The 26,651-nt window shown below is 50.7% G+C and carries 26 protein-coding genes; 19 read left to right on the top strand and 7 right to left on the bottom strand.

Going from position 1 to position 26,651, the window contains the following annotated elements; genetic code table 11:
- Positions 1–99: 99 nt before the first annotated feature.
- Positions 100–537: a GtrA family protein gene (locus ACFQ88_RS16105; protein WP_379454761.1), complete on the bottom strand. Its 438-nt coding sequence runs from the start codon at positions 535–537 to the stop codon at positions 100–102.
- On the bottom strand, positions 530–1,549 hold the full coding sequence (locus ACFQ88_RS16100; RefSeq protein ID WP_379454760.1) for a glycosyltransferase family 2 protein: 1,020 nt from the start codon (positions 1,547–1,549) through the stop codon (positions 530–532). Before ACFQ88_RS16100 ends, ACFQ88_RS16105 begins: the two co-directional genes overlap by 8 nt.
- Before the next feature lie 189 nt (positions 1,550–1,738).
- On the opposite strand from ACFQ88_RS16100, the gene ACFQ88_RS16095 reads away from it, so the two are divergent.
- The 6 genes from ACFQ88_RS16095 to ACFQ88_RS16070 all read left to right on the top strand — a co-directional run bounded on the left by ACFQ88_RS16095 (position 1,739) and on the right by ACFQ88_RS16070 (position 7,291).
- Complete coding sequence (locus tag ACFQ88_RS16095) at positions 1,739–2,992, top strand: mannosyltransferase family protein (RefSeq protein ID WP_379454759.1); 1,254 nt, start codon at positions 1,739–1,741, stop codon at positions 2,990–2,992.
- Positions 2,993–3,149: 157 nt separating this feature from the next.
- Positions 3,150–4,025, top strand: a complete 876-nt coding sequence (locus ACFQ88_RS16090) for an AraC family transcriptional regulator (RefSeq protein WP_239627731.1) — start codon at positions 3,150–3,152, stop codon at positions 4,023–4,025.
- A 97-nt stretch (positions 4,026–4,122) separates the two neighbouring features.
- Positions 4,123–5,151: a zinc-dependent alcohol dehydrogenase gene (locus ACFQ88_RS16085; protein WP_379454758.1), complete on the top strand. Its 1,029-nt coding sequence runs from the start codon at positions 4,123–4,125 to the stop codon at positions 5,149–5,151.
- A 63-nt stretch (positions 5,152–5,214) separates the two neighbouring features.
- On the top strand, positions 5,215–6,327 hold the full coding sequence (locus ACFQ88_RS16080) for an alginate lyase family protein (protein ID WP_379454757.1): 1,113 nt from the start codon (positions 5,215–5,217) through the stop codon (positions 6,325–6,327).
- Between the two features lie 49 nt (positions 6,328–6,376).
- A complete protein-coding gene (locus ACFQ88_RS16075) occupies positions 6,377–6,880 on the top strand; it encodes a GNAT family N-acetyltransferase (RefSeq protein ID WP_239627724.1) in 504 nt (167 codons plus the stop codon).
- A 186-nt stretch (positions 6,881–7,066) separates the two neighbouring features.
- Positions 7,067–7,291, top strand: a complete 225-nt coding sequence (locus ACFQ88_RS16070; RefSeq protein WP_028547616.1) for a helix-turn-helix domain-containing protein — start codon at positions 7,067–7,069, stop codon at positions 7,289–7,291.
- A 367-nt stretch (positions 7,292–7,658) separates the two neighbouring features.
- Here ACFQ88_RS16070 and ACFQ88_RS16065 read toward each other — a convergent pair whose 3' ends face one another.
- Positions 7,659–8,756: an acyltransferase family protein gene (locus ACFQ88_RS16065; RefSeq protein ID WP_379454756.1), complete on the bottom strand. Its 1,098-nt coding sequence runs from the start codon at positions 8,754–8,756 to the stop codon at positions 7,659–7,661.
- Between the two features lie 207 nt (positions 8,757–8,963).
- On the opposite strand from ACFQ88_RS16065, the gene ACFQ88_RS16060 reads away from it, so the two are divergent.
- From ACFQ88_RS16060 to ACFQ88_RS16045, 4 genes are all read left to right on the top strand, one after another.
- The gene (locus tag ACFQ88_RS16060; RefSeq protein WP_379454755.1) at positions 8,964–9,431 is read left to right on the top strand and encodes an SRPBCC family protein; all 468 of its coding nucleotides are present in this window, start codon (positions 8,964–8,966) and stop codon (positions 9,429–9,431) included.
- 196 nt (positions 9,432–9,627) lie between these two features.
- The gene (locus ACFQ88_RS16055) at positions 9,628–10,929 is read left to right on the top strand and encodes a beta/alpha barrel domain-containing protein (protein ID WP_379454754.1); all 1,302 of its coding nucleotides are present in this window, start codon (positions 9,628–9,630) and stop codon (positions 10,927–10,929) included.
- Between the two features lie 118 nt (positions 10,930–11,047).
- Complete coding sequence (locus ACFQ88_RS16050; RefSeq protein WP_379454753.1) at positions 11,048–12,040, top strand: phosphotransferase family protein; 993 nt, start codon at positions 11,048–11,050, stop codon at positions 12,038–12,040.
- A 398-nt stretch (positions 12,041–12,438) separates the two neighbouring features.
- On the top strand, positions 12,439–12,795 hold the full coding sequence (locus ACFQ88_RS16045; protein WP_239627705.1) for a hypothetical protein: 357 nt from the start codon (positions 12,439–12,441) through the stop codon (positions 12,793–12,795).
- A 157-nt stretch (positions 12,796–12,952) separates the two neighbouring features.
- Here ACFQ88_RS16045 and ACFQ88_RS16040 read toward each other — a convergent pair whose 3' ends face one another.
- Positions 12,953–13,822: a helix-turn-helix domain-containing protein gene (locus ACFQ88_RS16040; RefSeq protein WP_379454752.1), complete on the bottom strand. Its 870-nt coding sequence runs from the start codon at positions 13,820–13,822 to the stop codon at positions 12,953–12,955.
- A gap of 84 nt (positions 13,823–13,906) precedes the next feature.
- Between ACFQ88_RS16040 and ACFQ88_RS16035 the strand changes: the two genes are divergently transcribed.
- From ACFQ88_RS16035 to ACFQ88_RS16025, 3 genes are all read left to right on the top strand, one after another.
- Positions 13,907–14,725 (top strand): phytanoyl-CoA dioxygenase family protein, encoded by an 819-nt coding sequence (locus ACFQ88_RS16035; RefSeq protein ID WP_239627700.1) that lies wholly within the window; start codon positions 13,907–13,909, stop codon positions 14,723–14,725.
- A 145-nt stretch (positions 14,726–14,870) separates the two neighbouring features.
- Positions 14,871–15,083: a protein YhfH gene (gene yhfH / locus ACFQ88_RS16030; RefSeq protein WP_239627698.1), complete on the top strand. Its 213-nt coding sequence runs from the start codon at positions 14,871–14,873 to the stop codon at positions 15,081–15,083.
- Between the two features lie 202 nt (positions 15,084–15,285).
- Entirely contained in the window at positions 15,286–16,779 is a 1,494-nt protein-coding gene (locus tag ACFQ88_RS16025; RefSeq protein WP_379454751.1) for an extracellular solute-binding protein, read from the top strand.
- An 81-nt stretch (positions 16,780–16,860) separates the two neighbouring features.
- Here ACFQ88_RS16025 and ACFQ88_RS16020 read toward each other — a convergent pair whose 3' ends face one another.
- The gene (locus ACFQ88_RS16020) at positions 16,861–17,844 is read right to left on the bottom strand and encodes an HD domain-containing phosphohydrolase (RefSeq protein ID WP_379454750.1); all 984 of its coding nucleotides are present in this window, start codon (positions 17,842–17,844) and stop codon (positions 16,861–16,863) included.
- A 352-nt stretch (positions 17,845–18,196) separates the two neighbouring features.
- Here ACFQ88_RS16020 and ACFQ88_RS16015 point away from each other — a divergent pair, with 352 nt between their 5' ends.
- Positions 18,197–18,448, top strand: coding sequence for a hypothetical protein (locus tag ACFQ88_RS16015; protein ID WP_239627691.1), 252 nt, complete (start codon positions 18,197–18,199; stop codon positions 18,446–18,448).
- Positions 18,449–18,510: 62 nt separating this feature from the next.
- Entirely contained in the window at positions 18,511–19,254 is a 744-nt protein-coding gene (locus ACFQ88_RS16010) for an SDR family NAD(P)-dependent oxidoreductase (RefSeq protein ID WP_379454749.1), read from the top strand.
- Between the two features lie 110 nt (positions 19,255–19,364).
- On the opposite strand, the gene ACFQ88_RS16005 is transcribed toward ACFQ88_RS16010, so the two are convergent.
- Positions 19,365–19,925 (bottom strand): NADPH-dependent FMN reductase, encoded by a 561-nt coding sequence (locus tag ACFQ88_RS16005; RefSeq protein WP_379454748.1) that lies wholly within the window; start codon positions 19,923–19,925, stop codon positions 19,365–19,367.
- Positions 19,926–20,073: 148 nt separating this feature from the next.
- Positions 20,074–20,781, bottom strand: a complete 708-nt coding sequence (locus ACFQ88_RS16000; protein WP_379454747.1) for a FadR/GntR family transcriptional regulator — start codon at positions 20,779–20,781, stop codon at positions 20,074–20,076.
- Positions 20,782–20,923: 142 nt separating this feature from the next.
- Here ACFQ88_RS16000 and ACFQ88_RS15995 point away from each other — a divergent pair, with 142 nt between their 5' ends.
- From ACFQ88_RS15995 to ACFQ88_RS15980, 4 genes are all read left to right on the top strand, one after another.
- Positions 20,924–22,555, top strand: a complete 1,632-nt coding sequence (locus ACFQ88_RS15995) for an FAD-binding oxidoreductase (protein WP_379454746.1) — start codon at positions 20,924–20,926, stop codon at positions 22,553–22,555.
- Complete coding sequence (locus ACFQ88_RS15990) at positions 22,552–24,024, top strand: (Fe-S)-binding protein (RefSeq protein WP_379454912.1); 1,473 nt, start codon at positions 22,552–22,554, stop codon at positions 24,022–24,024. The genes ACFQ88_RS15995 and ACFQ88_RS15990 overlap by 4 nt, the downstream gene beginning before the upstream one ends.
- A 286-nt stretch (positions 24,025–24,310) precedes the next feature.
- Positions 24,311–25,447 (top strand): DGQHR domain-containing protein, encoded by a 1,137-nt coding sequence (locus ACFQ88_RS15985; RefSeq protein WP_239627680.1) that lies wholly within the window; start codon positions 24,311–24,313, stop codon positions 25,445–25,447.
- Entirely contained in the window at positions 25,447–26,619 is a 1,173-nt protein-coding gene (locus ACFQ88_RS15980; RefSeq protein WP_239627678.1) for a DNA sulfur modification protein DndB, read from the top strand. The genes ACFQ88_RS15985 and ACFQ88_RS15980 overlap by 1 nt, the downstream gene beginning before the upstream one ends.
- The last annotated feature ends 32 nt before the right edge of the window (positions 26,620–26,651 follow it).

Here is a 26,651-nt window from a genome sequence, read left to right as displayed (position 1 = left end):
GCTGAGTCAGCGGTTTTTTTTCATATAAAGGATGCCAGGCTGCTGCCATGCCATCTTTTCGTATCCGTACGAAATCGATGACAGAAGCTTGGCCAATACTTAGTTCGTCATAGGTGAACCGGCAGTACGGGAGCGGAACGTAAAATATTTATGACCGAAATAATTGCTGATCGTATACAGCCCGCTGCCGACCAAAATAGCGGCATTGTGAACCCAAACGGGTTTCACATGCGGAAGCATCCGCAAAACAACCTGTCCCAACCAATTACTTACCCCGTACGACACGCCGTAACAGCATAAAATAACGAGCATAAACTTCCACCAGCTGTTTTTGACGCTTACCTCCGAACGGAAGGTGAATTTCTTGTTCAACACATAGCTTACGATGGCCCCTATCGTGTTGCCCAAGAAGGTCGCCGGCCAATAACCGAGATCGAGCAGGTTAAATAACAAGAAGCTGGTTCCCAAACCGACCAGCGTGTTGAATACGCCGACCATCAGGAATCTTACAAAGCTGTGTTGAAGCAGCTTAATCATAACGCCCCCCAATGGAAATGGCGGCCTCCGCCGCGGATTGCTGATACTCTCTTTTTCCGACATCGGTCAGCATCTGTTTCTCAATGACATAGAGCGGACGCCGCTTGACTTCTTTATATATTTTACCGATGTATTCGCCGATCAGACCAAGCGCCAGCAGCTGCACGCCGCCGATGAACCAGATCGATAAGATGAGGGAGGTCCACCCGGATACCGTAGTCCCCCAGAACTTGCCGACAAGCGCATAGATAAACGCAAGCGCACTTAACACAGCAAAGCCGAATCCCGTAAGCGTAACAAACCGGATCGGCTTGACGCTGAATGACGTGATGCCTTCGAGGGCGAAGGCGAGCATTTTTTTGAGCGGATACTTCGACTCTCCCGCAAATCGTTCCAGACGATCGTAATACACTTCCGTGGAGGGGAATCCGATCAACGGAACGATGCCCCGCAAAAACAAGTTTACTTCCTTGAATTGCTCCAAAGACTGCAGCGCTCTCTTGCTCAATAAGCGATAGTCAGCGTGATTATAGCGGATATTGACGCCCATTTTGGTCATCAGCTTGTAGAAGCCTTGTGCGGTCGCCCGTTTGGACCATGTATCCGTCGCTCTGCTTTTTCTCACTCCGTATACGACATCATAGCCTTCACGAAATCGGACGACAAATTCGCGCATCACCCCGGTATCGTCCTGCAGGTCCGCATCAATCGAAATAACGCAGTCCGAATATGCTTCAGCGGTCATTAAACCGGCGAGCAGAGCGTTCTGATGCCCGGCATTGGCAGCCAGCTTGAGCCCGGTTACATACGGATTGGAGGTATGAAATTGCTCAATCAACGCCCAGGTGCGGTCGCGGCTCCCGTCATCGACGAACAAAATAGTGCTTGCGGAAGAAACTAGCCGGTCTTGAATGAGTTCGCTTAATACGCGGCTTAACCTGGTCTCCGTCTCCGGCAGCACTTCTTCTTCATTATAGCATGGGACAACAATCGTCAATACCGGATTCTCCAAAATAGGAATAACCTCCGTTCCTGAATTTCCATCGAGTCGAGTCCAAATGTTTCTAAGCATAGGAATGTTGTTTATAGTATTTAAACATATAATTCGTTATTTATTTATATATTTACAAAAAATTAACACCCATTCGGCTATGTAATCCGTCTATCATAGTACATATAAAGAGAGGATGGGGTGGAGAGATTGGGTTTAGAAGTTCGATTGACGAAAAAAATCATGCTTACGATAGCAATCCTGCTGATCATAAGCCGCGCACTCACTTTATTTACAGGCTACATAGGAATGAATTTATTTAACCATTATAACAACATGCCGACCTATGAGAGAAGCGAATTCGATTTTTTGCCGGCCTGGAAGCTCCAGCAGCCCGAAGCATTGGAGGAAACGCAGCTGCCGACCCTCACGGATTTTCTGAAATTCGATACGTATTCTTATCTGAGAATCGCTACTCAAGGCTATGACAAGGTGCGAATCGACGAACCGCATACCGCTGCGAATTGGGTGTTTTTCCCGCTGTATCCTTTGCTGATATTTATTACCGGCAAGCTGCTGCCGTTCCTGGAACCGATTGCCGTCGGTATGCTGCTGTCCAACTTATTCTTGTATGCAGCGCTGTTATTTATATATCTCATCGGCAGACAGAGAGGGCTGACAGAGCAGCAGGCCGGGGCGGTTGTATTTCTGGTGCTCTTATACCCTTCATCCGTCTACTTATCGGTTGCTTATACGGAGAGCTTGTTTCTGATGCTGTCCGCGATATCGATTTATTGTGCGACGAGCAGGCAGTATGCTTTGGCCTTCCTTGCGGCGGGATTGTCTACCGTGACCCGGGTTCCCGGCGTGATGAATCTGGCATTCGTAGCGGGTGCCGTCTGTCTCGACCAAGGCTTTCGGTTTACCCGAACCTATGTCAAATGCGCGGCTTACGGTGTCCTTTCTTTAGTGCCGATGGGCTTGTATTTGCTGCATATGTATCAAATCACGGGAGATTTTCTGGCGCCGTTCCATGAGCAAAGCCTGAACTGGTTCCGGCATACGACCGCTCCCTTTAAAAATTACATAGGGTACTTGTCGAATCCTTACTTTGCCACGCCGGACGGGTGGGATAACGGATTTATCGCATTTGCGGTATCGACTCTCGTGTTTCTTGTATATATTGCTTACTTTGTGGTTCATTTCAAAACGATATGCCGCGACTGGAAGCAGCTTTTGCTGTACTTGTACGGCGCGATGCTGATTGTGATTCCGTTCTCCAGCCAGCCATATTTTTTGGTCAGCGTGGTCCGGTATATGATGGTCTGCATTCCTTTTTACATTTATTTGGTAAGCCTTACGTCTAAAAGCGAGAACGGCTTCAGGCTGTTCCAGCTGTTTTTTATGATTGTTAACGTCATCATTACTATCGGTTTTTTCAACGGATATTATTTCGTTATTTAACTTTAGCCCTAGCAGATGGAGTCAAGGAATAGATTGCAGGCTTTGTCTGGCTTCCTTCCAGGTAATATATTAAAATATGAGGAGGAAGACCTGTCAAGGTCTGCTCTGCTATCTTTTTAAGCAGCTAACTTCATGAAGCGAGGCAGGGTCAATACATATGAACCTTTTAAGAGATTCCCAATTATCGTTGCTTTGGACAGCGCGTATCGATTATGCCAAGGGCAGCAAGGTAGAGTCTCATTTACATACCGACTATGATCAGCTGCTGGTCGTTCTTTCCGGAAAAGGCAAAGTAACTATAGGACAGCAGTGCTGCGAAATGAAAGAAGGAGCCGCTTACTTGTTCTTGAAAGGGGTTTCACATTGTTTTCAATTTTCAAGCCCTTCTGTAACGCTGGATTTCAAATTCCGAATTGAGGATCCGAAGATCGTCGATTGCCTGTCCGCTGTTCCGTCGCATTGCGCTTGTGCAGGAAGCTATTTGCCGGAGCTGAAGCAGTACTACAAAATGTCGCTGCTGCATGCAAGAAAGCCCGGTACGCTGCACCCGCTCACCATCGAATCGGGCTTTAAAGGAACGTTGGTGTCCATGATGACCAGAGCGGGAGCCGAACAACAGGATACATTCCAAACGATGCCGCCGCACGACGACAATGACCCGATTGTCCATTACATGAAGAGCCATTTTGCCGATAAAATCACGCTGGATCTGCTGGCGCGTCACTTTGGCTTTAATCCGAACTATCTGATCAAACGGTTTCACGATAAGACCGGGATGACGCCGATCCAGTATTTGCAGGAAATCCGCTTGGAGAAGGCCAAGGAATACCTTGAATTCACCGCGCTGCCGATATCGGAAATTGCAGAGAAAGTGGGCTGGACGCAGGCTTATTTCTCTAAAATATTGAAGAAACGAATCGGGCAATCTCCCTCCCAGTACAGGGAATCGCTGCTTAATGCCATCGGGAAGGACATTAATCTGGAGCAGGACTTTTCCAACGTATGGCGTATCGTGACTTATGACAGAAACTGAATAATGACAATAAACAAATGAAGTTTTTCCATACCGATGCCAGAGCTCATCCTATATAATTTTTTTAAGGGTCGAACACATAAGGAGGAGCTATCGTATGGTTAGAAAAATGTCCGTGCCGCCGATGCAGCTGGTTGATTCCGATGGAGAAGGGACGCAGCTGTGCGCCGTTGTTGAAGAGGTGGGAAGCATCTCACTGCAAAGAGCACTTATACCCGAGCCGGCAGAAGGGGAAGTCAGGGTTAAAGTCAAATGGGTGGGCATATGCGGGAGCGATGTGGAAGTGTTTCGCGGCGCCCGAGAGCCGGAATTTATTAGTTATCCGACGAGACTTGGCCATGAAGTGGCCGGCGTTATAGATAAAGTGGGACCGAACGTCATCGGTTTGCAGGTGGGTGATCATGTCGCCCTTCGCTATATATGGGGAGCTTTCGCCGAGTATGTATGCTGCACTCCGTTCTCCGTGAAGGTGCTTCCCAAAGAGCTGCCGTTAATCGAAGGATCGCTGATCGAGGTGCTTCCGGGCATCATTCATGCAGCGGAGCTTGCGGAAATTTCCCCTCACAAAAACGTGCTCATAACAGGACAAGGGGTCAGCGGCTTGATCATGACGCAAATCGTCAGCCTGTACAGTCCGCGTAACCTGATCGTGACGGATCTGTTCGACGAGAAGCTGGAGCTTGCGCGCAAATACGGAGCAACCCATACGTATAAAATGCCGTCACCGGATGCGAATACGATGGATATCGTCGGACGCGACTTTCCCGAAGGGTTCGACGTCGTGATCCCGTGCCTGCTGGAAGGCGACGGCATGGTGGACGCGATTAACGCGGCTGGGCAGAACGGCCGGATTGTGATGTACGGTTGTATCGGCACATGCCACAAGCCGGTGGATTTCTTCAAAGTCCATAAAAAACGTTTGGACATTTATTCTACGGAACCGAAGCGGGATATCGACAACCGGCGCTATTTCGATCAAGGGCTGCAATTGGTTCTGGACGGGCTGGTGAACACCGCCGAGATGATTACGCACGTGGTCAAGCTGAAGGATATTGCCGAAGCTTTCAAGCTCCGCAACGAGCATAAAGGCGATACGATTCACGTGATGATCGATTGCGAAGCGTAAGCAAGGGCAAGGACCTCAAGCTCGAATGCTGAGCGTATAGGACAAAGGAGTGAGTATAGCTACATGATCAGATTTGCAGCGAAGGACAAATTCGAGCTGTTCGATAAGGAGTGGATTGTCCGCCATGCGGATGCATCCTTGAAGGCGGAGCCGGTCCATATCACCGATGCAGTCGCCCGCATGAGCGAGGGCGGCATTCACGATTTTTATTCCAACGGCGACTATTGGTGGCCTAATCCTGAAACACCGGACGGCCTGCCGTATATTCGACGCGACGGAGAGAGCAACCCGAACAATTTTGACAGCCACCGTCTTACCTTAAGAAGCATGAGAACTCATATAGCTAATTTGGCGGCAGCATACCAGTATACAGGCAGCGAGGCTTATGCGGCCAAAGCGGTGCGTTTCTTGAAAGAGTTTTTCCTGGATGAGGAAACCCTTATGAATCCGCATCTGCTCTATGCTCAAGCGATACCGGGAATTACCCCAGGACGTGGCATCGGCATTATCGACACGCTGCATTTGGTGGACGTTCCATTTGCTGCAGAAGCCTTAAAAGCTTCCCCATCGATGACAGAGGAAATTTACGACGGGCTGAAGCGCTGGTTCGCAGAATACTTGAGCTGGATGAGCACGCACAAAAATGGGATCGAGGAAATGAACGCCGACAACAACCATTCGGTGTGCTGGTTCGTTCAAGCGGCTGCCTTCGCCTGGTTTACAGGCAATGAGGATATGCTGCGATTTTGCAGGCAGCGGTATAAAGAAGTGCTGCTTCCTGAGCAGATGGCTGCAGACGGCAGCTTCCCGCGGGAGCTGGCACGCACCAAGCCTTATGGATACGCGATCTTCGTGCTCGATAACATGGCTGCGCTGTGCCATATTTTATCGACACCCGAAGATAACCTGTGGCAATTCGAGCTGGCGGACGGCCGCGGCATTCGCAAGGGGTTATCCTACCTGTACCCGTATATGAACGACAAAAGCAGCTGGCCTTACCCGCCGGATGTGGAGCACTTCGATGGCTGGCCTGCAAAGGTGCCTTCCTTGCTGTTCGCGGGATTGGCCTATGGTGAGAATGCGTACATTGAGCTGTGGAAGCGACTTGATCCGGATCCGACCGATATGGAGGTTCGCCGTAATATCGGGATTCGTCAGCCGATTTTGTTTGTGTGAGAGGCCTTCGAATCTGGTATAATGGCTAGACGGAAAGGGGGCAATGCAGATGCACATTCGAGTGTTGGGATCGGCAGACGCCGAGGTGTACCGGGAGGTTAGGCTTCGGGCATTAAAGGAGCATTCGGAAGCGTTTCTGGCCGATTACGAAACCGAGCTGCAGAAGCCGATAGAGGTGTTTAGGCAAAATCTCGCCCCGGCTGAAGGGAAGTTCACTCTAGGCTGCTTCTCGGATTCGAAGCAATTAGTCGGGATTGTTACCTTGGTTCGTGAAACGAAACCGAAGATCGAGCATAAAGCCAATATTTACGCGATGTACGTCGCCCCCGAGGCGCGCGGCCAACAAGTGGGCCGATCTTTGCTCAACGAGCTGCTGCAGCGGGCCAAGTCGTTCGATGGATTGGAATTGATAAAGCTGACGGTCGTCTCCAATAATGGTGCTGCCAAGCGGCTCTATGCATCGTTAGGCTTTACCGTCTATGGCACCGAAGCTCGTGCGGTAAAAGTGAATGGCACTTATTTGGATGAGGACATGATGATCCTCACCTTATGAAAATGATAAAAGGCATCCGGCTTGTACGCCGGGTGCCTTTTTGCATAGGCTAAAGAGCCGTTTCCCTGATCAACGCCCATTTTTTCCAGCTACTGCACCATTATATAGTGCCCTTCATAAACTAACTTTGACTGTATCCCTACACCTTGTAATGATACAAAAACCCGGGCAAGGAGGGGTGACACTTTGAAGGGCAGCGACCACAAAAGTAAATTTTTGCTAACCAATCGTGAACGCGAAGTTTTCGAACTGTTGGTGCAGGACAAAACTACCAAGGATATAGCACAACAGCTGTTTATCAGCGAGAAAACGGTGCGTAACCATATTTCCAACGTCATGCAAAAACTGAATGTGAAAGGTCGTTCACAAGCAGTTGTCGAGCTGATCAAGCTTGGGGAATTAACCATCTGATCGGCTAGTCAATCCCGCTTTGCGCAGTCCACCTAGTTTAGCTCTCTTATGCGCTTTCCTTAGGGAAAGTGGCTGGAGGGCTCTTTGGTTTGTGTGCGGGATGTATATGAGTGATAAAGAACTCATTGCATGTATTTTTGATTTTAGGCGAAGGAGCTGTCATTTTGTCTAAAGGGAAGTCGGATGAAATGTATGTGCTTCTGCAGAACAGCTACCCGTATACCGAATGGGGCAGAGTCCAGTGGACTCTGCTGGATAACCATGTCATCGTGAGGAATAAGTAATAGTCAAATAAATGATTGTTAAGATTGAAGCTGAGCTGATTTGCTTGTTGGAAAATGCGTTAGCATGTTCAAACGCCTAAAATCTATTTGATCATGGCACTATTTGATAACTGTACGGATGGTTTGCTTGTTTTGAAAAGCCCAAAGCGAATTTTTTTCCGCAAAGGCTCTTCATAGTATTGAAACATAAGCGCACTAAGCACTAAAGAAACGATGAAGCACAGCACATATCGAGACACGGGCGCAATTCCAGTAAATTCTGAATAACGGATTACTAGCTGGTGGATCATGTAAAAAGAGAAACTGATCTCTCCTAAGTAAACTAACCACTTGTTGGAAAGAGCTTTTGACAAGACACCTTTTTGGAAAGCAAATACATAAATGAGGAAGCACCAGACTGGAACAAAATAAACTCCACGGACGATCGCCGGGCTCATTTGCTTGGAAAGAACGAGAGAAATGACAAACGACAACAAGCTCAACAGCTCAAGCCAGTGAAAAAGCTTCGTATTATTTACGAATTTCAATTTGTTTGTGGATTGCTCGATAAAAATGATCCCTAATAACACGCCGGTCATAAATTCAAACAATCTTGTAATAGGAAAAATATGCAGCATCCAGACCCAAAGATTGTTATCCGCATCCAAATTCATGTTCAATAAAAACATAATGAGCCAAGCGGCAAATAGTACAATTAACGATTTGAGAACGTTTCTAGTCACTCTAAATTTGGTAAATAACCAGATGATGAACGGGAAAGTTAAATAGAACACGGATTCAACCGATAATGTCCAGGATACGCCGTTAAAATTGAAATAGGTGGCCTGGCTTGGAATGAAGCTGTGAATTAACATCAGATTGATGGCCGACATAACAGCGAATTTAACGGCATATAGACCATTCGGATGAAAATACATTACGACAAGAGGAATAGAAATTACAAAGGTTAACACATGGACTGGATAGATTTTGGCAAACCGCGCCAAATAAAATTTCTTTGTTTGGTTTAAGGTTAGCTGTGAAAACTTGGAGCGATAGTTGTAGGCAAGTATAAACCCGGATAATACAAAAAAGAACTGAACTCCCGCTGTCCCAAGCTCAAATTGCTTGAATAGATTCACATGATACAGAAAGACCATCATAGCGGCGACAAACCGGAAAGAAGTCAAAGAATGTAACAAAAGAAACGACGCTCCTTTTTGTTCTTTATAACGAACGAATTGATTTTATATCAACAGCTTCGTGAATTCAACACGGTTTCTTTAAAGATTTCTTTATGTTGTTAACGAAAACATTTAGACTAAGCAGTGAGCAGGCTCTCCTATGCCTGTGCATTATACCCATTTTCATATACAATGACACAACAACGGCAGTTAGGGGCGATGAGCATGCCAATCATTGAAATGTCTTTTTACATACAAGCGCCGGCGCCAGTGTGCTTTGATTTGGCCAGAAGCATTGATGTCCATATGGAATCTACCGCTCAAACGCAGGAGAAAGCAGTAGGAGGGCGCTTAAGCGGGCTGATCGAGCTGAACGAAACGGTAACGTGGGAAGCGGTGCATTTTGGCATTAAGCAGCGATTGACCGCACGAATTACGGAGATGGATGCACCTCATCGGTTTGTGGATGAAATGGTAAGCGGAGCATTCAGCCGGTTTTACCATGTGCATGAATTCATTCCGCAGCAAGGCGGAGGGACGTTAATGCTCGACCGGTTCGACTATACGTCGCCGTTAGGCTTCTTAGGGAGATTGGCCGACAAGCTGTTTCTTGAAAAGTATATGTCCGAGCTGCTGCGCAAACGGAACGAGCATATCAAGCAGCTGGCAGAGGCACAAGCGAAGCAGAGTTGATAGTGCGCATGTAAGAGCTAAGAGTGAAAAGTACAAGCCTCCACCCACAAATTCCGGTAAGGAATGGGTATGGGGCTTTTTATTTCGAATGTTACATAACATAAGGTTATCACGATAATAAAAATGAACAATTATACTTATAGCAAGAAACTGTATATGCTATTAACAAGACTACTCAGAAAGGTTGTGCAATCCCATGAGCCAACAGCCGGAATTTTTTCGCGATCAGTTTCCTTATTCCGCCCCGCCCAAAATCTTATTCGATGGGGTGGACGTCCCTACCGCCATGCCAAGCGACATTTTTATTACCGACACGACGTTTCGGGACGGGCAGCAAGCAAGACCTCCATATACGGTCGATCAGATTGTAACGCTGTACGATTATTTGCACCGCTTGTCCGGAGTGCGTGGCGTGATCCGTCAATCCGAGTTTTTCCTGTATAGTGAAAAGGATCGGGAGGCCGCATATCGCTGTATGGAAAAAGGCTACCGGTTTCCCGAGGTGACTGCCTGGATTCGTGCGGTTAAGAAAGATTTTGCGCTGGTAAAGGATATGGGCATTAAGGAGACGGGCATCCTGACTTCCATTTCGGATTACCACATTTTTACGAAGCTCGGTCTGGATCGGGAGCAGGCGATGAAGCAGTATCTTGACATCGTTGAGGCCGCTCTTGCGGCAGGGATTCGTCCTCGCTGCCATCTGGAGGATGTGACCAGGGCGGACGTACACGGCTTCGTCATTCCATTCGTACAACGGCTTGTTCAACTGTCCGAGGACAGCGGTATCCCCGTTAAGGTTCGCCTGTGCGACACGATGGGATACGGCGTTTCGTATCCCGGTGCGGTGCTGCCGAGAAGCGTACCGAGACTTGTCCACGCGCTGCGGCAAGAGACGGGAATCCGAAGCGCGCAGCTGGAGTGGCACGGGCACAACGATTTTTATAAGGTGCTGACCAACGCTGCTACTGCGTGGTTATATGGAGTCGGAGGAGTGAACGGAACGCTGCTCGGCTTTGGAGAAAGAACGGGCAACACACCGATTGAGGGGCTGCTGTTCGAGTATATCGGACTTACCGGCGATCATTCGATAGATACGACGGTCATTACGGAAATTGCGGACTATTTTGAGCATGAGCTTGGATACAGCATCCCGCCGATGACGCCGTTTGTCGGCAAGCAGTTTAATGTTACTGCGGCAGGGATCCACGCGGACGGAGTGATCAAGAACGAGGAGATTTACAATATTTTCGATACGGGTAAGCTGTTGAACCGTCCTCTCGGTGTGCAGGTGACGGATAAAGCGGGGGCTGCGGGAGTTGCTTTTTGGGTGAACAAGCAGCTTGGTCTGGCTGGAACGGAGCGGATCGATAAAAGGGACGAGGCGATTCAGGCCATGACCGCATGGGTTGCCGAACAGTACAAGGACGGGCGTACGACGAGTTTGTCCGATACGGAGCTGCTGGTCGCCGCTAAGCTCTTCTTGCCTGGCCGATTTTGATGGTAATCTTTAGGACTGCTGCATTGTGAATATATTGTAAAAAAACCTATTGATGTTATGTCCTCTATCGCATATATTGAACGATAGATAAAGAAAATGTGGAGATGGAGAGCGCCGCATGAAAGGATTTGACCGGTACATGGATAGCATACTTTTTGATCAAATGGTACGACAAGACGGAACACTTGATTCCAGTAAGCTGGTGAGCCGGGAAACTTTGTATGTCGGACGCAACGGAAAAGCGGTAGAACGGTTTGTCGTGGAGAACGACGACCATTCGAGCTTCATCTTCAAGCCGCTCACCAATCTGGAAACCATCGGGAGGGAAATGTGGGTCTATGAACATTTGCTCCCGCACATCCCGGTGAGATACCCGAATTTGCTGGCGCAGGCCAAGCATCGGGATGCCGACCGATTTTGGGCTATATATGAGGATTTGGGGCCGCTTCAGCACCGGTTCGACCGGGACACGCTGGTGAAAGCGGCTGCAGCGATTCCATCTTGGCACCAGCTTCCGATGGACTGTTTGCCGGCTGATTTTACAGGGCATACGCCAAAGGTTGATGTGGTGCTGAACGAGGTAAGAGAGAAGAGCGAGCTCTGGCAATCGATTCTGGAGAAGCGGTCGGTTCCGGCGTACTTGATTGACCGGGCTGCGCGGATCCTACAGCAGGTCGATGACGAGCTGCAGTCCGAATGGACGGTATCGCACGGAGATTACCACCCGCTCAATCTGTCGGTTCGCAATGATGAAATTATAATTCTCGATTGGGAATATGTTCATTTGAACTCGATGTATTGGGATTTATATAATTTGCTGGACATTACAAGTCCGAATTACCGCAGGCCGGAAGTAAACGCCTCGGTCCGGAACGAAGTGCTGCAGGTGTATTACGCACGCCGGTTACAGCTTGGCTGGAGCAGCCGCTTCCATACGTTTCAGAAAAATTATTACCGCTATGCCCTCATCCATTCCTTATGGATTATGACGCTGATAGACAAGGACTTGAAGGCAGGGAAGCTGGACCAGGACGCTTTGCTGGAGCAGCAGAAGGAGACTCTGGCGATCGTAACGGACCTTTTGCTGGAGGAAAATGAAATCAGAGGGTAGGGGAAGGCGAACCCGATGATTCTATGGACTGCCGAAAGCTCAGATCATTATTTGCACAGGAAGCTCCGGTACGGATACCTTTCCAGCCGCTGTTGAATCCCGTGAATTTTATAATTATATCTTATGGTGTATTCACGGAATTCAAAGGCGGACGCTGACGCTTCTCCAAGGTATTCCGCACCTCCTCTTATGGCAAATTATAAATCAATACTTTCCGACAGCCAGGCGAGCCTTCAAGGTTCGCCTTTTTTGGCGGTAAGGAGAGAGAAAAACCGCTTTACATTTGCAGCCGATCGTGGTAAAAATATTAAAAACCAAGTAAAACTATCCGATATATATGTTAAATAAGCCGGTTCACCATGCAAAAGACGGAGAAACGGGAGAAAGGAGCTTCAATTATGAACTCAAGCCTGGAATCCATATATATTGACGACCATCTGGACCTGTATTTGTACGCCCTTCAATTAGGGGATCAAGTGTGGGCGGATGAGCTGCTGCATAAATTGAAAAACCGCAAAGAGACCCTTCGCAAGGAAGAGTACAGACGGAAGAGGGAGATGCTGTACAGGCAATTCGACGCGGTGAATTTGAAGCTGCTGGAAGCATACCGGCAACTGCTTCATGAGAGCGGCGACGAAGAGGCAACGGAGAAGCTGCACCGGCACATATGGCATTTGAAGCTGGAGCGTATCTCCATCACCAACGAAATTTGCATCACGAAGCAGGCCGCACACGGAATCGATCACCATTCATAGGCGGAGGAGTACCGGCCCTCAATAGCATGAGGGACAAAGAAATTACTCAGAAGCGCGTTATTCCCAGGCGCGCGTTTGCGGCTCCGTGCGGAGGTCGCTCAAATCCCGCCACGCAGAGCTGCTTCATTAGCTATAGATCAAGCCATGGCCCAATAGATCACGGCTCTTCCTCATCAGCCGCTTTCCTTACCGTCTTACGGTAATGAGAGGGGCTTTTGCCATAGTAGGCGGTAAACTGCTTCGTGAAGTAAAACGGGCTGTGAAAGCCCACCTCCTCGGCGATTTCACCGACCTGCATCGTCGTATGCTCGAGCAGCCTCGACGAATGCCGGAGCCTGAGCCGCAGCAGCGTCTCCATCACCGACTCACCGACCTCCTGCTTGAATAAATGGGCCAAACGTGATGGAGAAAGGGCGACTAGTGCTGCCAGCTCCTCCACCGTATGCCGCATCTTCATATGCTGCTCCATAAACCCGAGGACTTGCTCAACGCGCGGGTCCAAGGGCACGCTTTTCCTATTGGTTTGCTGCCCGATGAGCAGCAATATTTCCTCCATTGCGTTGAGAGCGAGCCGCGTCCGGTAAAAGTCCGACTCCAGACTGTCCCTAATCATCCGCTCGAAAGCCCCTTTGATCCTCTCCCGCTGTGCTTCCGATTCAACATGAATGAGGAACAGCGCATCTTTGTCCTGCGGAGGCGATAGCCATTCCGACCATGAAGGAAGCGGCAAAAAATGCGCCCATACGAATTCCCACACGTGCCCCTCCGGCGTCCCGTAATTGTGAGGCGTACCCGGCGGCAGCAGGACGATATCTCCAGCGGAACAGTGCCGCATCGTATCTTGATGCCAATAATAACCACAGCCGGATAAAGTAAACATTATTAGCCAGTCCTTCGTCCCTCGGGATCGATTTGTTTGATAGCCGTAGGCTTGGTTGAAATGCCCCGAGACCAGGATCCCCGGGGGAGGCGCGGCGGTTTCTGCCGAAACGGATGAGGCAGCAGGATTGTTATGGTTTTCAGCCATTTGTTCCATTCCTCCGGATGTCCTTAACCTTTTATAATGATATCAATGAATCATAATCAATATTATGGATGGGGGAAGGATTCCATGTCAAACCAAACACTTGGCGGCGTGCTGAGCGAGCAGCAGAAAAAGCAGTTTGATGAAGAAGGATACTTGATCGTAAAAGGGTTGCTCGCGGAGGACGTCGAGCGCATCAAGGACGAATTCATGAGGCTTCATGCCGCTGGGCCGATTCCAGGCTGCTTCAACCCGTTGTCCGAAGAAGAGGCCAATGGGGACATTCTGAAGCTGTACCCGCGGATGATGCATCCGCACAAGGTCAATGAGATAGCATTCGAGTATATGCTCCATCCCAAGGTGATGAACATATTGGCCGATCTGTTCGGTGCCGAGCCGCTTGCCGCGCAAAGCATGTTTTATTTCAAGCCACCGGGTGCGAAAGGGCAGGCGCTGCATCAGGATCAGTTTTATTTGAAGGTGGAGCCGGGTACATGTATTGCGGCTTGGACGGCCGTTGATCCGGCGGACGAAGAGAACGGCGGCTTGTTCCTCGTGCCAAGAACGAACCGCTTCCCGATCCAGTGCCCGCATATGGCCGATCCGGAAGTGTCCTTCACGAAAGAGGAAGTAGAAGTACCCGAAGGGTATGAAGTCGTACCCGCCCGAATGGAAGCCGGCGACGTGCTGTTCTTTAACGGCAGCGTCATTCACGGTTCCTTCCCGAACACGTCCGGCGAACGATTCCGCAGAGCATTCATCTGCCATTATTCCGACGGGCTGACCTCGAAGATCGGGAAATATTACAAGCCGCTGTACCGGTACGACGGTACGGATTTGACGGTCGATGAGAACGAGGACGCAGGTCCTTGCGGAAATGAATTTCAATCTTCGGGAGCCCACTAGGCGAATAAAGCTCCCGGCTGGCCGGAGGCGCTGCTTCCGGCTTACTTATTTTTAAAAAAATATTTTTTTCAGATGGATGAAAGCGGTAACATTAGTCCCCTTTTTCGTGTATACTTGTTTAAAAGCGATTAAAGGAGTGTCGACTATGGGAGTAGAACCGATGAATCCTTTAGAATTGTTTGCCGTTAAACGCTGTTGCCGCTGTGGGATCGAATTGGAAGAGCAAGCCGATTGCTACAAAAACACCTGTGATGACTGCGAGGGAAACACATTTTACCCTTTATCGCCGCTTCAACCGCAAGGAAAGATCGTCAGGTCAATGCAAGGCACGAACATCATCGATGAATATTGGTCGTAATGCTACCCCGGCAGCTCCGTTAGCGGATGCTTGCCGGGGTTAATTTATGGTTATTGTCTATAAAAATGTTGAAAATGACGCTTCCAGCATTTACATTTAAAATAGGAGTGAGATGTCATTGTTCGACAAGAACTCATACTGTATTCCCATTGCCTTCAAGGGTGATAAGACTGTCGCACTATAGAGAGAGGAATATGGAATCATGTCAAAGAAAGCGATTGCAGTCTGGATTCTATGTTTAATCATCATTACCGTGTCAACGCCCGGCTGCGGTACTGCGAATGAATCCATTGAAGCGGTTGATCCTGAAGCGTCCGTTCCATTAACCATGCTGTGGCGAGGCAGCGAAACCTTATCTCCAATGAAAAGGCAGCTGCTGCAAAGAAAACTAAAAGAGAAATTTAATGTCTCATTGCATATCGAGATTTACGAGAAATACGAGTATGAGAAATATGTAAATGCTTTAATGAACAGCGGGAAGGTTCCGGATATTGTTTGGATGAGCAGCGAGAGAATTCGGGGGGCGTCGGCCGTCGGAGCGCTAATGCCTTTGGACGAATTGATTAAAGCGTCTCCGATTTGGAGCGGCATGCCCAAGGAATATTTTGCGGACTCCACCTACAATGGGAAAATGTATTCGCTTCCGCAGTTTTTTCAAGCTCCGGAATCGATTTATTACCGGGCGGACTGGGCGGAGAAGCTTCAAATCAAGACGCCTGTCAATGCCGATGAGCTGTATACGATGCTGTACCGCTTTACGAAGGAGGATCCTGATGGAGACGGTAAAGCCAATACGACCGGGTTTACAATGGGAGGAGACTTAAGCCGTTCAGGACCGTTGTGGAAACTGTTTGTTCCAGCCCACCCCCGTAAGCTTGCATTGTATCTGGATCCGGTGGACGACACGATCAAGTCGGCCTATTTGTCCTCCAAGGAAATGAAGGAGGCATTGGCGTGGTTCAGAAGAGCGTATGAGAACGGGGTGCTTGACAAGGAGTGGGTGCTGGAAAAACGCGTAACGGCTGAAGACAAATTTACCTCCGGCAAAACGGGTGCCTGGATCCGGGGAGCCGAGATGATAACGGAACGCTATGATAAGCTGAAGGCGCGCTTTCCCGATGCCGCCATCACCACTGTCCCGACGATGACAGGACCCTATGGATCGAATTACACGGTCCGCGCAGGCTATTCAAGCTCCTATGTCATTCCGTCCACAACCCGGTATCCCAAAGAAGCGAAAATGGTGCTCGATTACTTGCTGGGGCCGGAAGGGACGAAGCTCACGGCGATCGGGTTCGAAGGTCTGACGTACAAGATTGTGGACGGGAAAATATGCTGGATGGCAGAGGGAGAGGAAAAGTACTACAATCCCGGAGCCGTCCTGTTCAGTGTGCATCCATTGATGCTGCCTGTCCCGATCCCGGTGCTGGAGCAAAACCGGCTTGCCGTGAACGGCTTTAAGACGGAAACGAGCATGAACAGCTTGTACATCCCGCGCAGTGAAAAAGCATCCGGCAAAGCACCCGCTTTTGAAAAGCTGGCGCTGGAGTACATATCCAAAATCATTACCGGCCAGTATCCGGTCGACAAGTATGACGCGTTTGTAACTGAAACGAAGCGGATGGGGATCGATGCGGTATTGAAAGAGCTTAACGAAATGTACAAATTGGATAAAAAGATGGATGCCTCGGAATAAGAGCCCATTCAACGAAAAAAGACCGGCGTACCCCGGTAAGGGGAGGATGCGACCGGTCGATTTGTTTTGGTAAAGCCTGAATCAGGAACATTCCAGCGTCATAACGAAGGTATCGACGAGGTCGGGATTGAAGGCGGATCCTTTTTGCTCATTTAAAAACTGTATGGCCTTCTCCCGGCTCCAGGCATCCTTGTAAGCTCTGCGGCTCGTCAACGCATCGAACACGTCGACGATCGAGACGACCTGCGCTTCGAACGGGATTTCGTCGCCCTTCAGCATGGCGGGATAACCGCTGCCGTCCCATTTTTCATGATGATAGTGAATAATATGCTCGGCGATCCGCAGCTCCTCCTGAAGAATCTCGTCCTCCATTTCACGGGAAATTTTGTTCACGATTTCGACCCCGATGAGCGGATGCGTTTCTATAATATGACGCTCGTAGTAATTAAGCTGCCCGGGCTTGTACAGAATGCCCTCGGGAATTCCCGATTTGCCGATATCGTGCATGATGCTGGCGTTGACGACCTGATGAATGTACTCCTCCGACAGTCCGAGGTTCAGCCTCCGGTTATGGGCTGTCAGCAGCTTCTCGGTGCCTTGCTGTACACGGGTCAAATGCTCCTCAATGTGAGGGTCTCTTATTTCACAGGAGATGGCAAGAACCTTTAATATTTCGCTTTGCAGCTTTATTTTGCGTGATTCGGACAAATAGCTGCCCTCGGGGATTCGGTCCAGGTCGCGGACGACGCCGACATAATACGTTCGCCCGTTCAAGCTCATGGGGGTTATGGTGATGTTGGTGTGCCAAATGTCTTTGTTTTTCTTCCGGTTAATGAATACCCCGGTCCATGCCAAATTCATACTAAGCGACTGCTTCATGCTGTCATATGTCTTGGAAGGGGTCAGCCGTGAACGCAGAAAGTTGGCTCGCAGTCCGACCATATAGTCGCGGGCATACCCGGTTACTTCCTCGTACTTCGCGTTCACTTCCACGATCCGGTGCTCTTGATCGGTAATGATGACGCCGTCCGCCAGTTTCAAATAAAATGCCAAAGCCGGTTCCATGATGTCCCTCCATGAATTCGTCGATGTGTAGTGGATTAGGAGGTGTCGTTGATTTTACCTCATTTCTTCATTATTTTACCACATGATTCCCGAACCTCTGCTGCCTGGTCGCACATTTTTATGACGAATTGCAGGATGAATGATCGGTAAAACTTAAGCAATTTTTAAACTTTCCTTTTATCTTATTTAAGAAGTACTCCCTACAATAAAAAGCACGAAGCACAGTGCAAATCAAGTTGACAGTGAGGAGCATCAAAGGGATGAGTACATTGCTAAAATCGGCCAGTCTCATGTCCATTATCGAACTCAAAGCGGGCAATGGTCTGGCTGCATCGGCTGGGGGAGCGGCGTAATGGCGGGAGCTGCCGATTCCCGGGAGATGACGCTGGAAAGACGGGCTCAGCTTATACGGCGCTATGAGCAGGCGTGCTACCAAATGTGCTACTATTTGCTGCGCAGCGAACCGCTAGCCATGGAAGCGGCGCTTGCAGCCGTTGAAACGCTGCTGTCGGATGCCTGTTTCTATGAACAAGAAGAGCAGAGCAGGCTCGAAGCAGTAAAAAGAACGGCTATACGCTGTTCCCTGAAACGGATCGTTGTTTAAAAACGAAGCTCACTCGGCATACTACGGTTTTACAACTATTCAAGCACATGGAGGCTGTCAGGATGAGATTTGCTAACAAAGTCGCGGTTGTTACCGGAGGAGCCAGCGGAATCGGAGAGATGACGATCCGGTTGTTTGCAGAGGAAGGAGCGAAGGTCGTCATTGCCGATTTTTCCGACAGGGGCCAGACCTTGGCGGACGAGCTTCGTAACGGCGGCAAAGAAGCGCTGTTCATCAAAACGGATGTAACCAAGGAAGATCAGGTTCAAGCGATGGTTGCCGAAACGGTAAAGCAATTCGGAAGGCTCGATATTATGTTCGCCAATGCCGGTATTGCCAAGGACGGGCCTGCTCATATGCTTACGGCGGATGCGTGGGAGAGAACGATCGATATCAACTTGTCCGGCGTCTTTTTGTCGGATAAATATGCCATCGAGCAGATGCTGAAGCAGGACGGTGGAGGGGTTATCGTCAACTGCGGCTCCATCCACAGCCATGTCGGGAAAGCGGGGGTAACAGCCTACGCGGCCGCTAAAGGCGGGGTGAAGCTGCTGACGCAATCGCTAGGCATCGACTATGCGAAACAAGGGATTCGAGTGAATGCGGTTTGCCCGGGCTATATCGATACGCCTCTTATTGCAGGGCGCAATGAAGCGATTAATGAACATTTGATCAGCCTTCATCCGATGGGTCGCCTAGGCAAGCCGGAGGAAGTGGCCAAAGCCGTTCTGTTTCTCGCTAGTGAAGACGCATCGTTTATTACAGGAACAAGTCTGCTGGTTGATGGCGGCTATACGGCTCAATAAGCACTTGAAGCACCAGTCACTCGATTTAAACAGCCCACTTATATGCCAAGAGGGTGTCCCAAACCGAAATTTCGGCTCTTGGGGCACCCTCTTTTGTTGCCAGCATGCAATTATTTGTTCACGGCGATTTTAGCTTGCTGGTTGTACCAGTTGATGAAGTTGTCGACAACGGAGTCCAAAAATTTCACGGTCGGCTCATGAGTCAGGTTGCCTTCCGCATCGATTTTTTCATGAACGACGCCTACATACACTTCGTTACCCGGAAGAAGCGGAGATCCGACGCCTTGGGCGAACAAGATGTCGCGCAAATGGCCTTGGGCTTTAACCGTACCGAGCAAGCCCATCGATGCTCCTACGATCCAGGACGGTTTGCCGTTCAATACCCGGTCTACACGGGACATCCAATCGATGGCGTTAACCATCACACCCGGAACGGTTGCATTATACTCGGGAACAACCCACAATACGGCGTCGGCGGCAGCCACTTTGCCCTTGAATTCCTTTACGGCAGCCGGTGGGTCATTTTCAATATCTTGATCATAGAAGGGAAGATCCCGCAAGGTCAAAATTTCAAGCTCAAAACGGTCCTGATAACGTTTCTGAATGAATTTGGCAAGCTTCAAGTTATAAGATTCCTTACGAATACTCCCTACAATAGCTGCGACTTTCATCATCATTACCTCCAAATTCTAGGTTGGATTATGTAGAAAAACAAACCATCATTTTATTATGGTTTATTAATGATATTTAGTCAATATATAAGTTTAAAAAATATGTAAAGTTGACTAAGGAAGGAGCGGCGTTCAAGTTGTCTGCGTTTCAACGCGGTTCCGGCTCCGGGAGCTTGTTCAGCTTCTCCAGCACCTGCTCTACTTTGCGAAGATGCGCGGCCATCCGCTGCTTGGCAAGCGGAGCGTCGCTCTGTTCAACTGCATCGATAATAAGCCGGTGCTCCTCAACCAGCCTGTCGGTTTCGCTTTGCTCGGCGAACAGCCACAGGCGGCGGCTTTCCTGCATCACCTTGCCCATATTGGAGAATAAAGATTCCAGAGTGCCTTGAAGGAGCGGATTTCCCGCTGCCTCGGCAAGTGAGGTATGGAACCGGATGTCGGCCTGCTCCAGAGCCTCTTCGTCCCGAAGCAAGGCCATTTCGTGTAAAATGGCATGAAGCTGCGCAAGCTGCCCTTCCGATCTTCTTAGAGCGGCAAGTCCTGCGCTCTCCGTCTCTAGGATGTATCGAAGCTCCAGCCACGCCGCCAGCTGCTTCCTGTCGTTAATTTCGGGGGGCTGCCATAGCGGAGCGTCATCGGTAAGCTTAAGCACGAAGGTGCCGCCGCCGTGGCGGACGTCCACCCAGCCATGCGCTTTCAATGACATGAGCGCCTCCCGGATCGTGGAGCGGCCGACGTTGTAACGGACAGCAAGCTTTTCTACCGAGGGAAGGCGGGTTCCGACGGCCCATTCTCCCTGGATGATTTGCTCGCGAATCGTTTCGGCGACTACTTCATAAGCTTTACGAATAATCATGACTACACGTCCTTAATCCTCTATATTGACACTTGGGAAAATGTACTTCTATAATAAAGTCATCAGATGACCTGATTAAAATTATAATCGATTGTTTCTGCTTATTCAACGTTATCCAATGCCATGGGAGGGTTTGAATTCAGTGATAGCGCAGTCTGTTCGCGAGCAATTACAGAGCATTGTAGGGCCGAAATGGTTCAAAGACGATACGGAAACGCTTGTATCTTACAGCTACGACGCGACGCCGTTATATCAAGCGATGCCGGACGGAGTCGTATTTCCTGCGTCTACGGAGGAAGTGTCCGAGGTTATGAAGGTTTGTGCCGGCCATAAAATACCGGTTATTGCGAGGGGAGCCGGGAGTAACCTGTGCGCAGGCGTCGTTCCTGTTCAAGGGGGCATCGTCATGGTCATGACTCGCATGAACCGGCTGATTGAGATCGATCAGGATAACTTGACGGCCACCTTCCAAACGGGGTTGAATACGAAGCAATTTCATACGGCGGTGGAAGCGACCGGCTTGTTTTATCCGCCGGATCCGAGCAGCATGATCATCTGCACGATGGGGGGCAACATCGCTTTGGGGGCGGGCGGCTTGCGCGGTTTAAAGTACGGGACGACCAAAGACTATGTGATCGGCTTGGAAGCGGTAATGGCTAACGGAGACATATTGCGGACGGGCGGGAAGCTGGTCAAGGATGTGGCCGGCTACGACTTGACGCGTCTGCTCGTAGGATCGGGAGGTACGCTGGCCATCATTACGGAAGCGACGGTGAAGCTCGTGCCGAAGCCTGATTTCCGGCGCTCCATGGTAGCGATCTACAGCGATTTGCAATCGGCGGCACGCTCGGTGTCGCAAATTGTTGCGAACCGGATTACTCCGTGCACGCTCGAATTTATGGACCGGGCAACGATTCGGGTCGTAGAGGATTTCGCACGAATCGGTCTGCCAGTCGACGCGGAGGCGATTCTGGCGATAGAGCAGGACGGCGACGAGAGCATGGTCGAGCGGGATTTGCAGCGGATCGAGGAGTTGTGCCGCAAGGAAGGCGCGATCCAGGTCAAGGTGGCGGCCACCCCGGAGGAGGGCGCCAAAGTGATGGAAGCTCGGCGGAGCGCGCTGGCTGCGCTGTCGCGTCTGCGGCCGACGACGATATTGGAGGATGCGACCGTTCCCCGTTCCCGGATTGCGGATATGGTCATGGAGGTGCAGCGGATTGCTGCCAAATACGATGTGCAAATTTGTACATTCGGCCATGCCGGCGACGGAAATTTGCATCCTACGGCAATGACCGACGCGCGCAACGCGGAGGAAATTCACCGCGTGGAAAAGGCGTTCGAGGAAATATTCGAAGCGGCTATAAGCATGGGCGGGACGATAACCGGAGAGCACGGGGTCGGCATGGTGAAGGCGCCGTATCTGGAATGGAAGGTAGGCGCTTCCGGCATAGATATTATGAAGCGGCTGAAGCTGGCGTTCGACCCGGATCAGCTGCTGAATCCGGGCAAGCTGTTCGCCGAAACGCGCAAGCGTATCGTGCTGACCGATGGGCCGGGCGGCAGAGAGGGCGAGGGACGTTCAGAAGCCCGGGAAGCAGGGCAATTGCGGGCGAACGAGCAAGAACGGCAAACGGAATCGGAATTGGAATCGAAGCAAGACCGGCAAGGGCAGCAAGACCAGCAAGACCAGCAAGAGCATTCATTGCAGTCAGCCGAGGAGACACAGCAGCGTGTGAGGAGAGCGGGAACAGGAAGCGAGGAGGGCTTGTCATGACGAATCTTGGTACAGGAGCAGGTGCACGATCGGCGGCACAGGAGAGCGCAGCGCCATCGGCAGCCCAGCATCTACCGCAAGCGGTTCAGACGCAGAAGCTTGCGGCGAGATTGAAGCTGACGCTGGATTCGGATCAGCTGACGAACTGCATGCGCTGCGGGTTTTGCCAGACCGCCTGTCCGACGTTCAACGAGACCGGACTGGAGGCGGCGTCGCCACGCGGGCGCATCGCATTGATGAAAGCGGTTGCCGACGGTTTCATGGAGCCTGATACCAGATTCAAGGAGCAGATGGATCTGTGCCTCGGCTGTCGCGCCTGCGAGCCGGCTTGCCCGTCGGACGTGAAGTACGGGCAGCTCATTGAGCAGGCGAGGGAGTCTATCGCAGCGGAGACGGACTACGCTCCGCACGTGAAAGCAATCCGCACCCTGTTCATGGAGCGGCTGTTCCCGCATCACGGGCGCATGCGGCTGCTCGGCGGCATGCTGAAGCTGTACCAGCGCTCCGGGATGCAGAAGCTGGCGCGCATGAGCGGCGTCATGCGGCTCTTGCCCGAGCATATGCGGCAAATGGAAGCCATCTTGCCGGAGGCATCCGCCGACGGCGTCATCCGCGCCTGGGCGAAGCTCGGCCTCCCGGCGGCGTGGGAAACGACGAACGGCAGCGGCGGCAGCCGCCGCATGCTCGTCATTCCCCCTGCCGGCGGCGCCACACGAGCCCGCGTCGGGCTGTTCCGCGGGTGCATCATGGATGTACTGTTCACGTCGACGAACGTGAACACGGTCCGGCTGCTCCGCGAGGCTGGCTACGAGGTCGTCATCCCGACCTCGCAGACGTGCTGCGGAGCGCTGCACGCCCACGCGGGCGAGACGGCGTCGGCCCGCCGCCTCGCTCGCGAGAACCTCGACGCCTTCGGCGCAGCCGGCGTCGACTTCGTGGCGAGCAACGCCGGCGGGTGCGGCGCGAGCCTGAAAGAGTACGACCATCTGCTGCATGGCGATGAGTCGGCGGCGGACGCTGCGCGCGATTTTGCGCGCAAGGTGCGGGACGTCGCGGAGCTGCTCGTGGAGCACGGCCGCCCGCTCCTTCCGGCGCCGGAGACGACGGGGGCCCCCCTGGTCGTCACGTACCAGGACTCGTGCCATCTGCGCAACGTGATGCGGGTCCAGCAGCAGCCCCGCACCCTCCTGCAGTCGAGGCCGGGTGTGCGGCTGAACGAGCTGCAGGGAGCCGACCGCTGCTGCGGCTCCGCAGGCATCTATAACTTGACGCAGCCGCAAATGTCGGCGGATGTGCTCGACCACAAGATGGAGCATGTGGAGCAAACAGAGGCGGAATATGTCGTGACGACCAATCCCGGCTGCCTGCTGCAGATGAAATGGGGAATTGAGCGAGCAGGACTCGGAGGGCGCATGAAAGCGGTGCATCTGGTTGATTTTATGGCTGAAGGACTAGTCCGCAAGAGCTAGGACAAGGATTGCGCCAAACAGCTCTGAATATTCTGAGCAAGCGAAACTTATCTGCACGGCAGGCTGGCCGCTTGCTGCGAGGCGGATAAGTTTTTTTGCATTTTCCAGAATGTCAAGGGGAAGTGGCAAGAATAACCTACATGAATCGGGAATAACTTTTAGAAATCAAGTAATATTCTGGCTATTTCCTGAATGTTTCGTGATAATTCGGTGTATAATGGAACTATATGAACCTATTATAGTAATATATATCTATAGCAACAGCCACTTAAGGAGGAAAGAACGAATGGACCAAATTTCTTCTCTGTCGGAACTTCTGGCGGAGCAAAAAGCTTCATCCTACATCGAGATCCCCGGAGCGGTTTCACGGACGTTCGGACAAACAACCTTGTCCACCACCTTGCCTATGAGCAAGCTGTTTTCCATCTATGAAGTAGATTTGGAAGTTCAGCGGGCGATTGTGCCGCAGAACTTATCGAAACTGATGGATTATATTATGCTGTATCTCGATCACCAGCAGGGGATTTATTTCCCGGGCATCATTCTTTCCGCCAGAGGAGCGGGCGAGTATGACGCCGATCAGCAGGTATACCGCCTTCAGGCCATCGAGAAGCTATACGTTGTAGACGGACAGCACCGGCTTGCCGCATTCCGGAGAATTATGGAAACGCTGCAAAGCAACATGGCCCGTGCCAAAGACCGCAGAGAGTATGACCGTATGGAAGAAATTACGGATAAGCTGAGCAAGCTGTACACGTTCCCGATGTCGACGATGATTTATCTCGATATTAACGCCCGTCAGGAGCGCCAGCTGTTCTCGGATATTAATAAGCTTCCGCGCAAAATCGGCGGCAACCTGGCGGTTCTTCGCGAGCAGCGCAGATTTTATCATGTGCTGGCCACTCATTTGGCGATGAAATCCCCGGCTATGAAGCAAATTTCGGTAGATATGTTTACCGAGCGGGGGAAAGGGCCGGAATTTTTGTTCTCGTATCACCTGCTGGTCGAAATTCTTTGCGGACTGTTCGAAGGCCGCTTGAAATCGGCTGCGCGCAACAACGGATATTACTTTGAGGATACGGACATCGACGAGCATGCAAGACTCGCGTCCCATTATTTCGACGTTATGCTTCGTCATTTGCCTGAGCCGGAGAAAGGCGAGCTTTGCTGGACCGAAAATATGCAAATCGCTATGGCGATGTTTTTCCACGAGGAAGCGACCAAGACGGGAAGCTTCAACCGCTATGCGCTGGACTATGCGATGAAAATTTTGCCTCACATCGATTGGAATGCGATTTATACCGGCGATGAGAAGGACCGTTTGCCTAGACGCTCGCGTATTATGAAGGCTTACCAGTATATTAAAGATTTTTATCAGGAGCATCATTTGTTCTTGATCCGTGATAAGGAGGATGCCGGCTAATGGATGGACTTTGCCTCAATATGACGATTCACCCGTTTTGCGAAAAATTCGGTTTGGCTACCGTTCCTGTACAAGTGCAGGATTTGCTTAACTATACGACGATCGATCCGATGGTACAGCGCAAGCTGAGCGCAGGCCAACGCCGGAAAATTTCGAATTACCTGCAGGAGCGCGAGCTTGACCGCGTCTTCTTCGGACCCGTAACTTTAAGCTTGCGCGATGTCAGCTCGCTTGCCAAAACGGATAAAGGACTGTATTTGCGTCCGGGTTCGAAGCTTAGCATTTTGGACGGACAGCACCGGATTCTTGCCTTGGGCTATGTGAACGAGCAATTGCTTAAGGAAGTTCGCAGCCACGAGAAGAAGGTATCCGCTCTGAAAATTAAGCAGCGCCGGATGCCGGACAGCGAAGAAGTGAAGACGGAGCTTGAGCAAATGGAAGGGCTTGTTGAGCAAATCGAGCGCCGCCGTCTGGAATTGATGGAGAGCGAGCTTGCTGTGCAAATTTATATCGGCTTGAGCGAAGAGGAAGAAAAGCAGCTGTTCGGCGATATCAACTCCAAGGTTCAACTCGTTAGTAAAGAGCTCGGCCATTCGTTCGACAGCATCGATCCGCTCAATTTGGTCATTCAGCAGGTAGTTGATCATAACGTATTCCTGAAGGGAGCCGGTGTGGAACGCCGCGCCAACCTGACTTCTTACAATAAAAACTTCACCTCGTTCAGCTGGCTGTATTCGACGGCAACGATGCTGTTTACGGGAAAAATGCAGCCTTCCTACGAGATGGCGCGCAAAATCAGGCAGGATCCTTCGGCTCATATCGAAATCCTTCACCAGTTTTACAGCACGCTGCTGCCGCTGATGCCGGAGCAGCCGGGATTGCCTCAGTTCAGCTCGGCGAGCCGGGCTATGCAGGAGAGTATCGCCCTGTATGCACATGCTCATCTGTATCAGGATGGCAAATATGTGAAAAACTGGACCACCTGTCTTAGTATTTTCGAAGGCTTCGATTGGACCCATGAAAATGAGCAGCTGGTCGAGCGGTTCGGAACGCTGGATAACGGCAAGCTGAACCTGATCCATGAGAAATCGCTCCGCAAGCACGGCAAGCTCGTTGCGCTGTTCCGCGAGCTGCATGGCGAAGCAGCGGATGACGAAGCGTCGACCGCTTAACCGCTTTCTACGCTATAAACTAAAAACCCTCC

This window comes from Paenibacillus sp. NPDC056579 (assembly GCF_042793215.1).
GTDB lineage: Bacteria > Bacillota > Bacilli > Paenibacillales > NBRC-103111 > Paenibacillus_S.
This window is presented reverse-complemented; position numbering and strand designations above follow the sequence as displayed.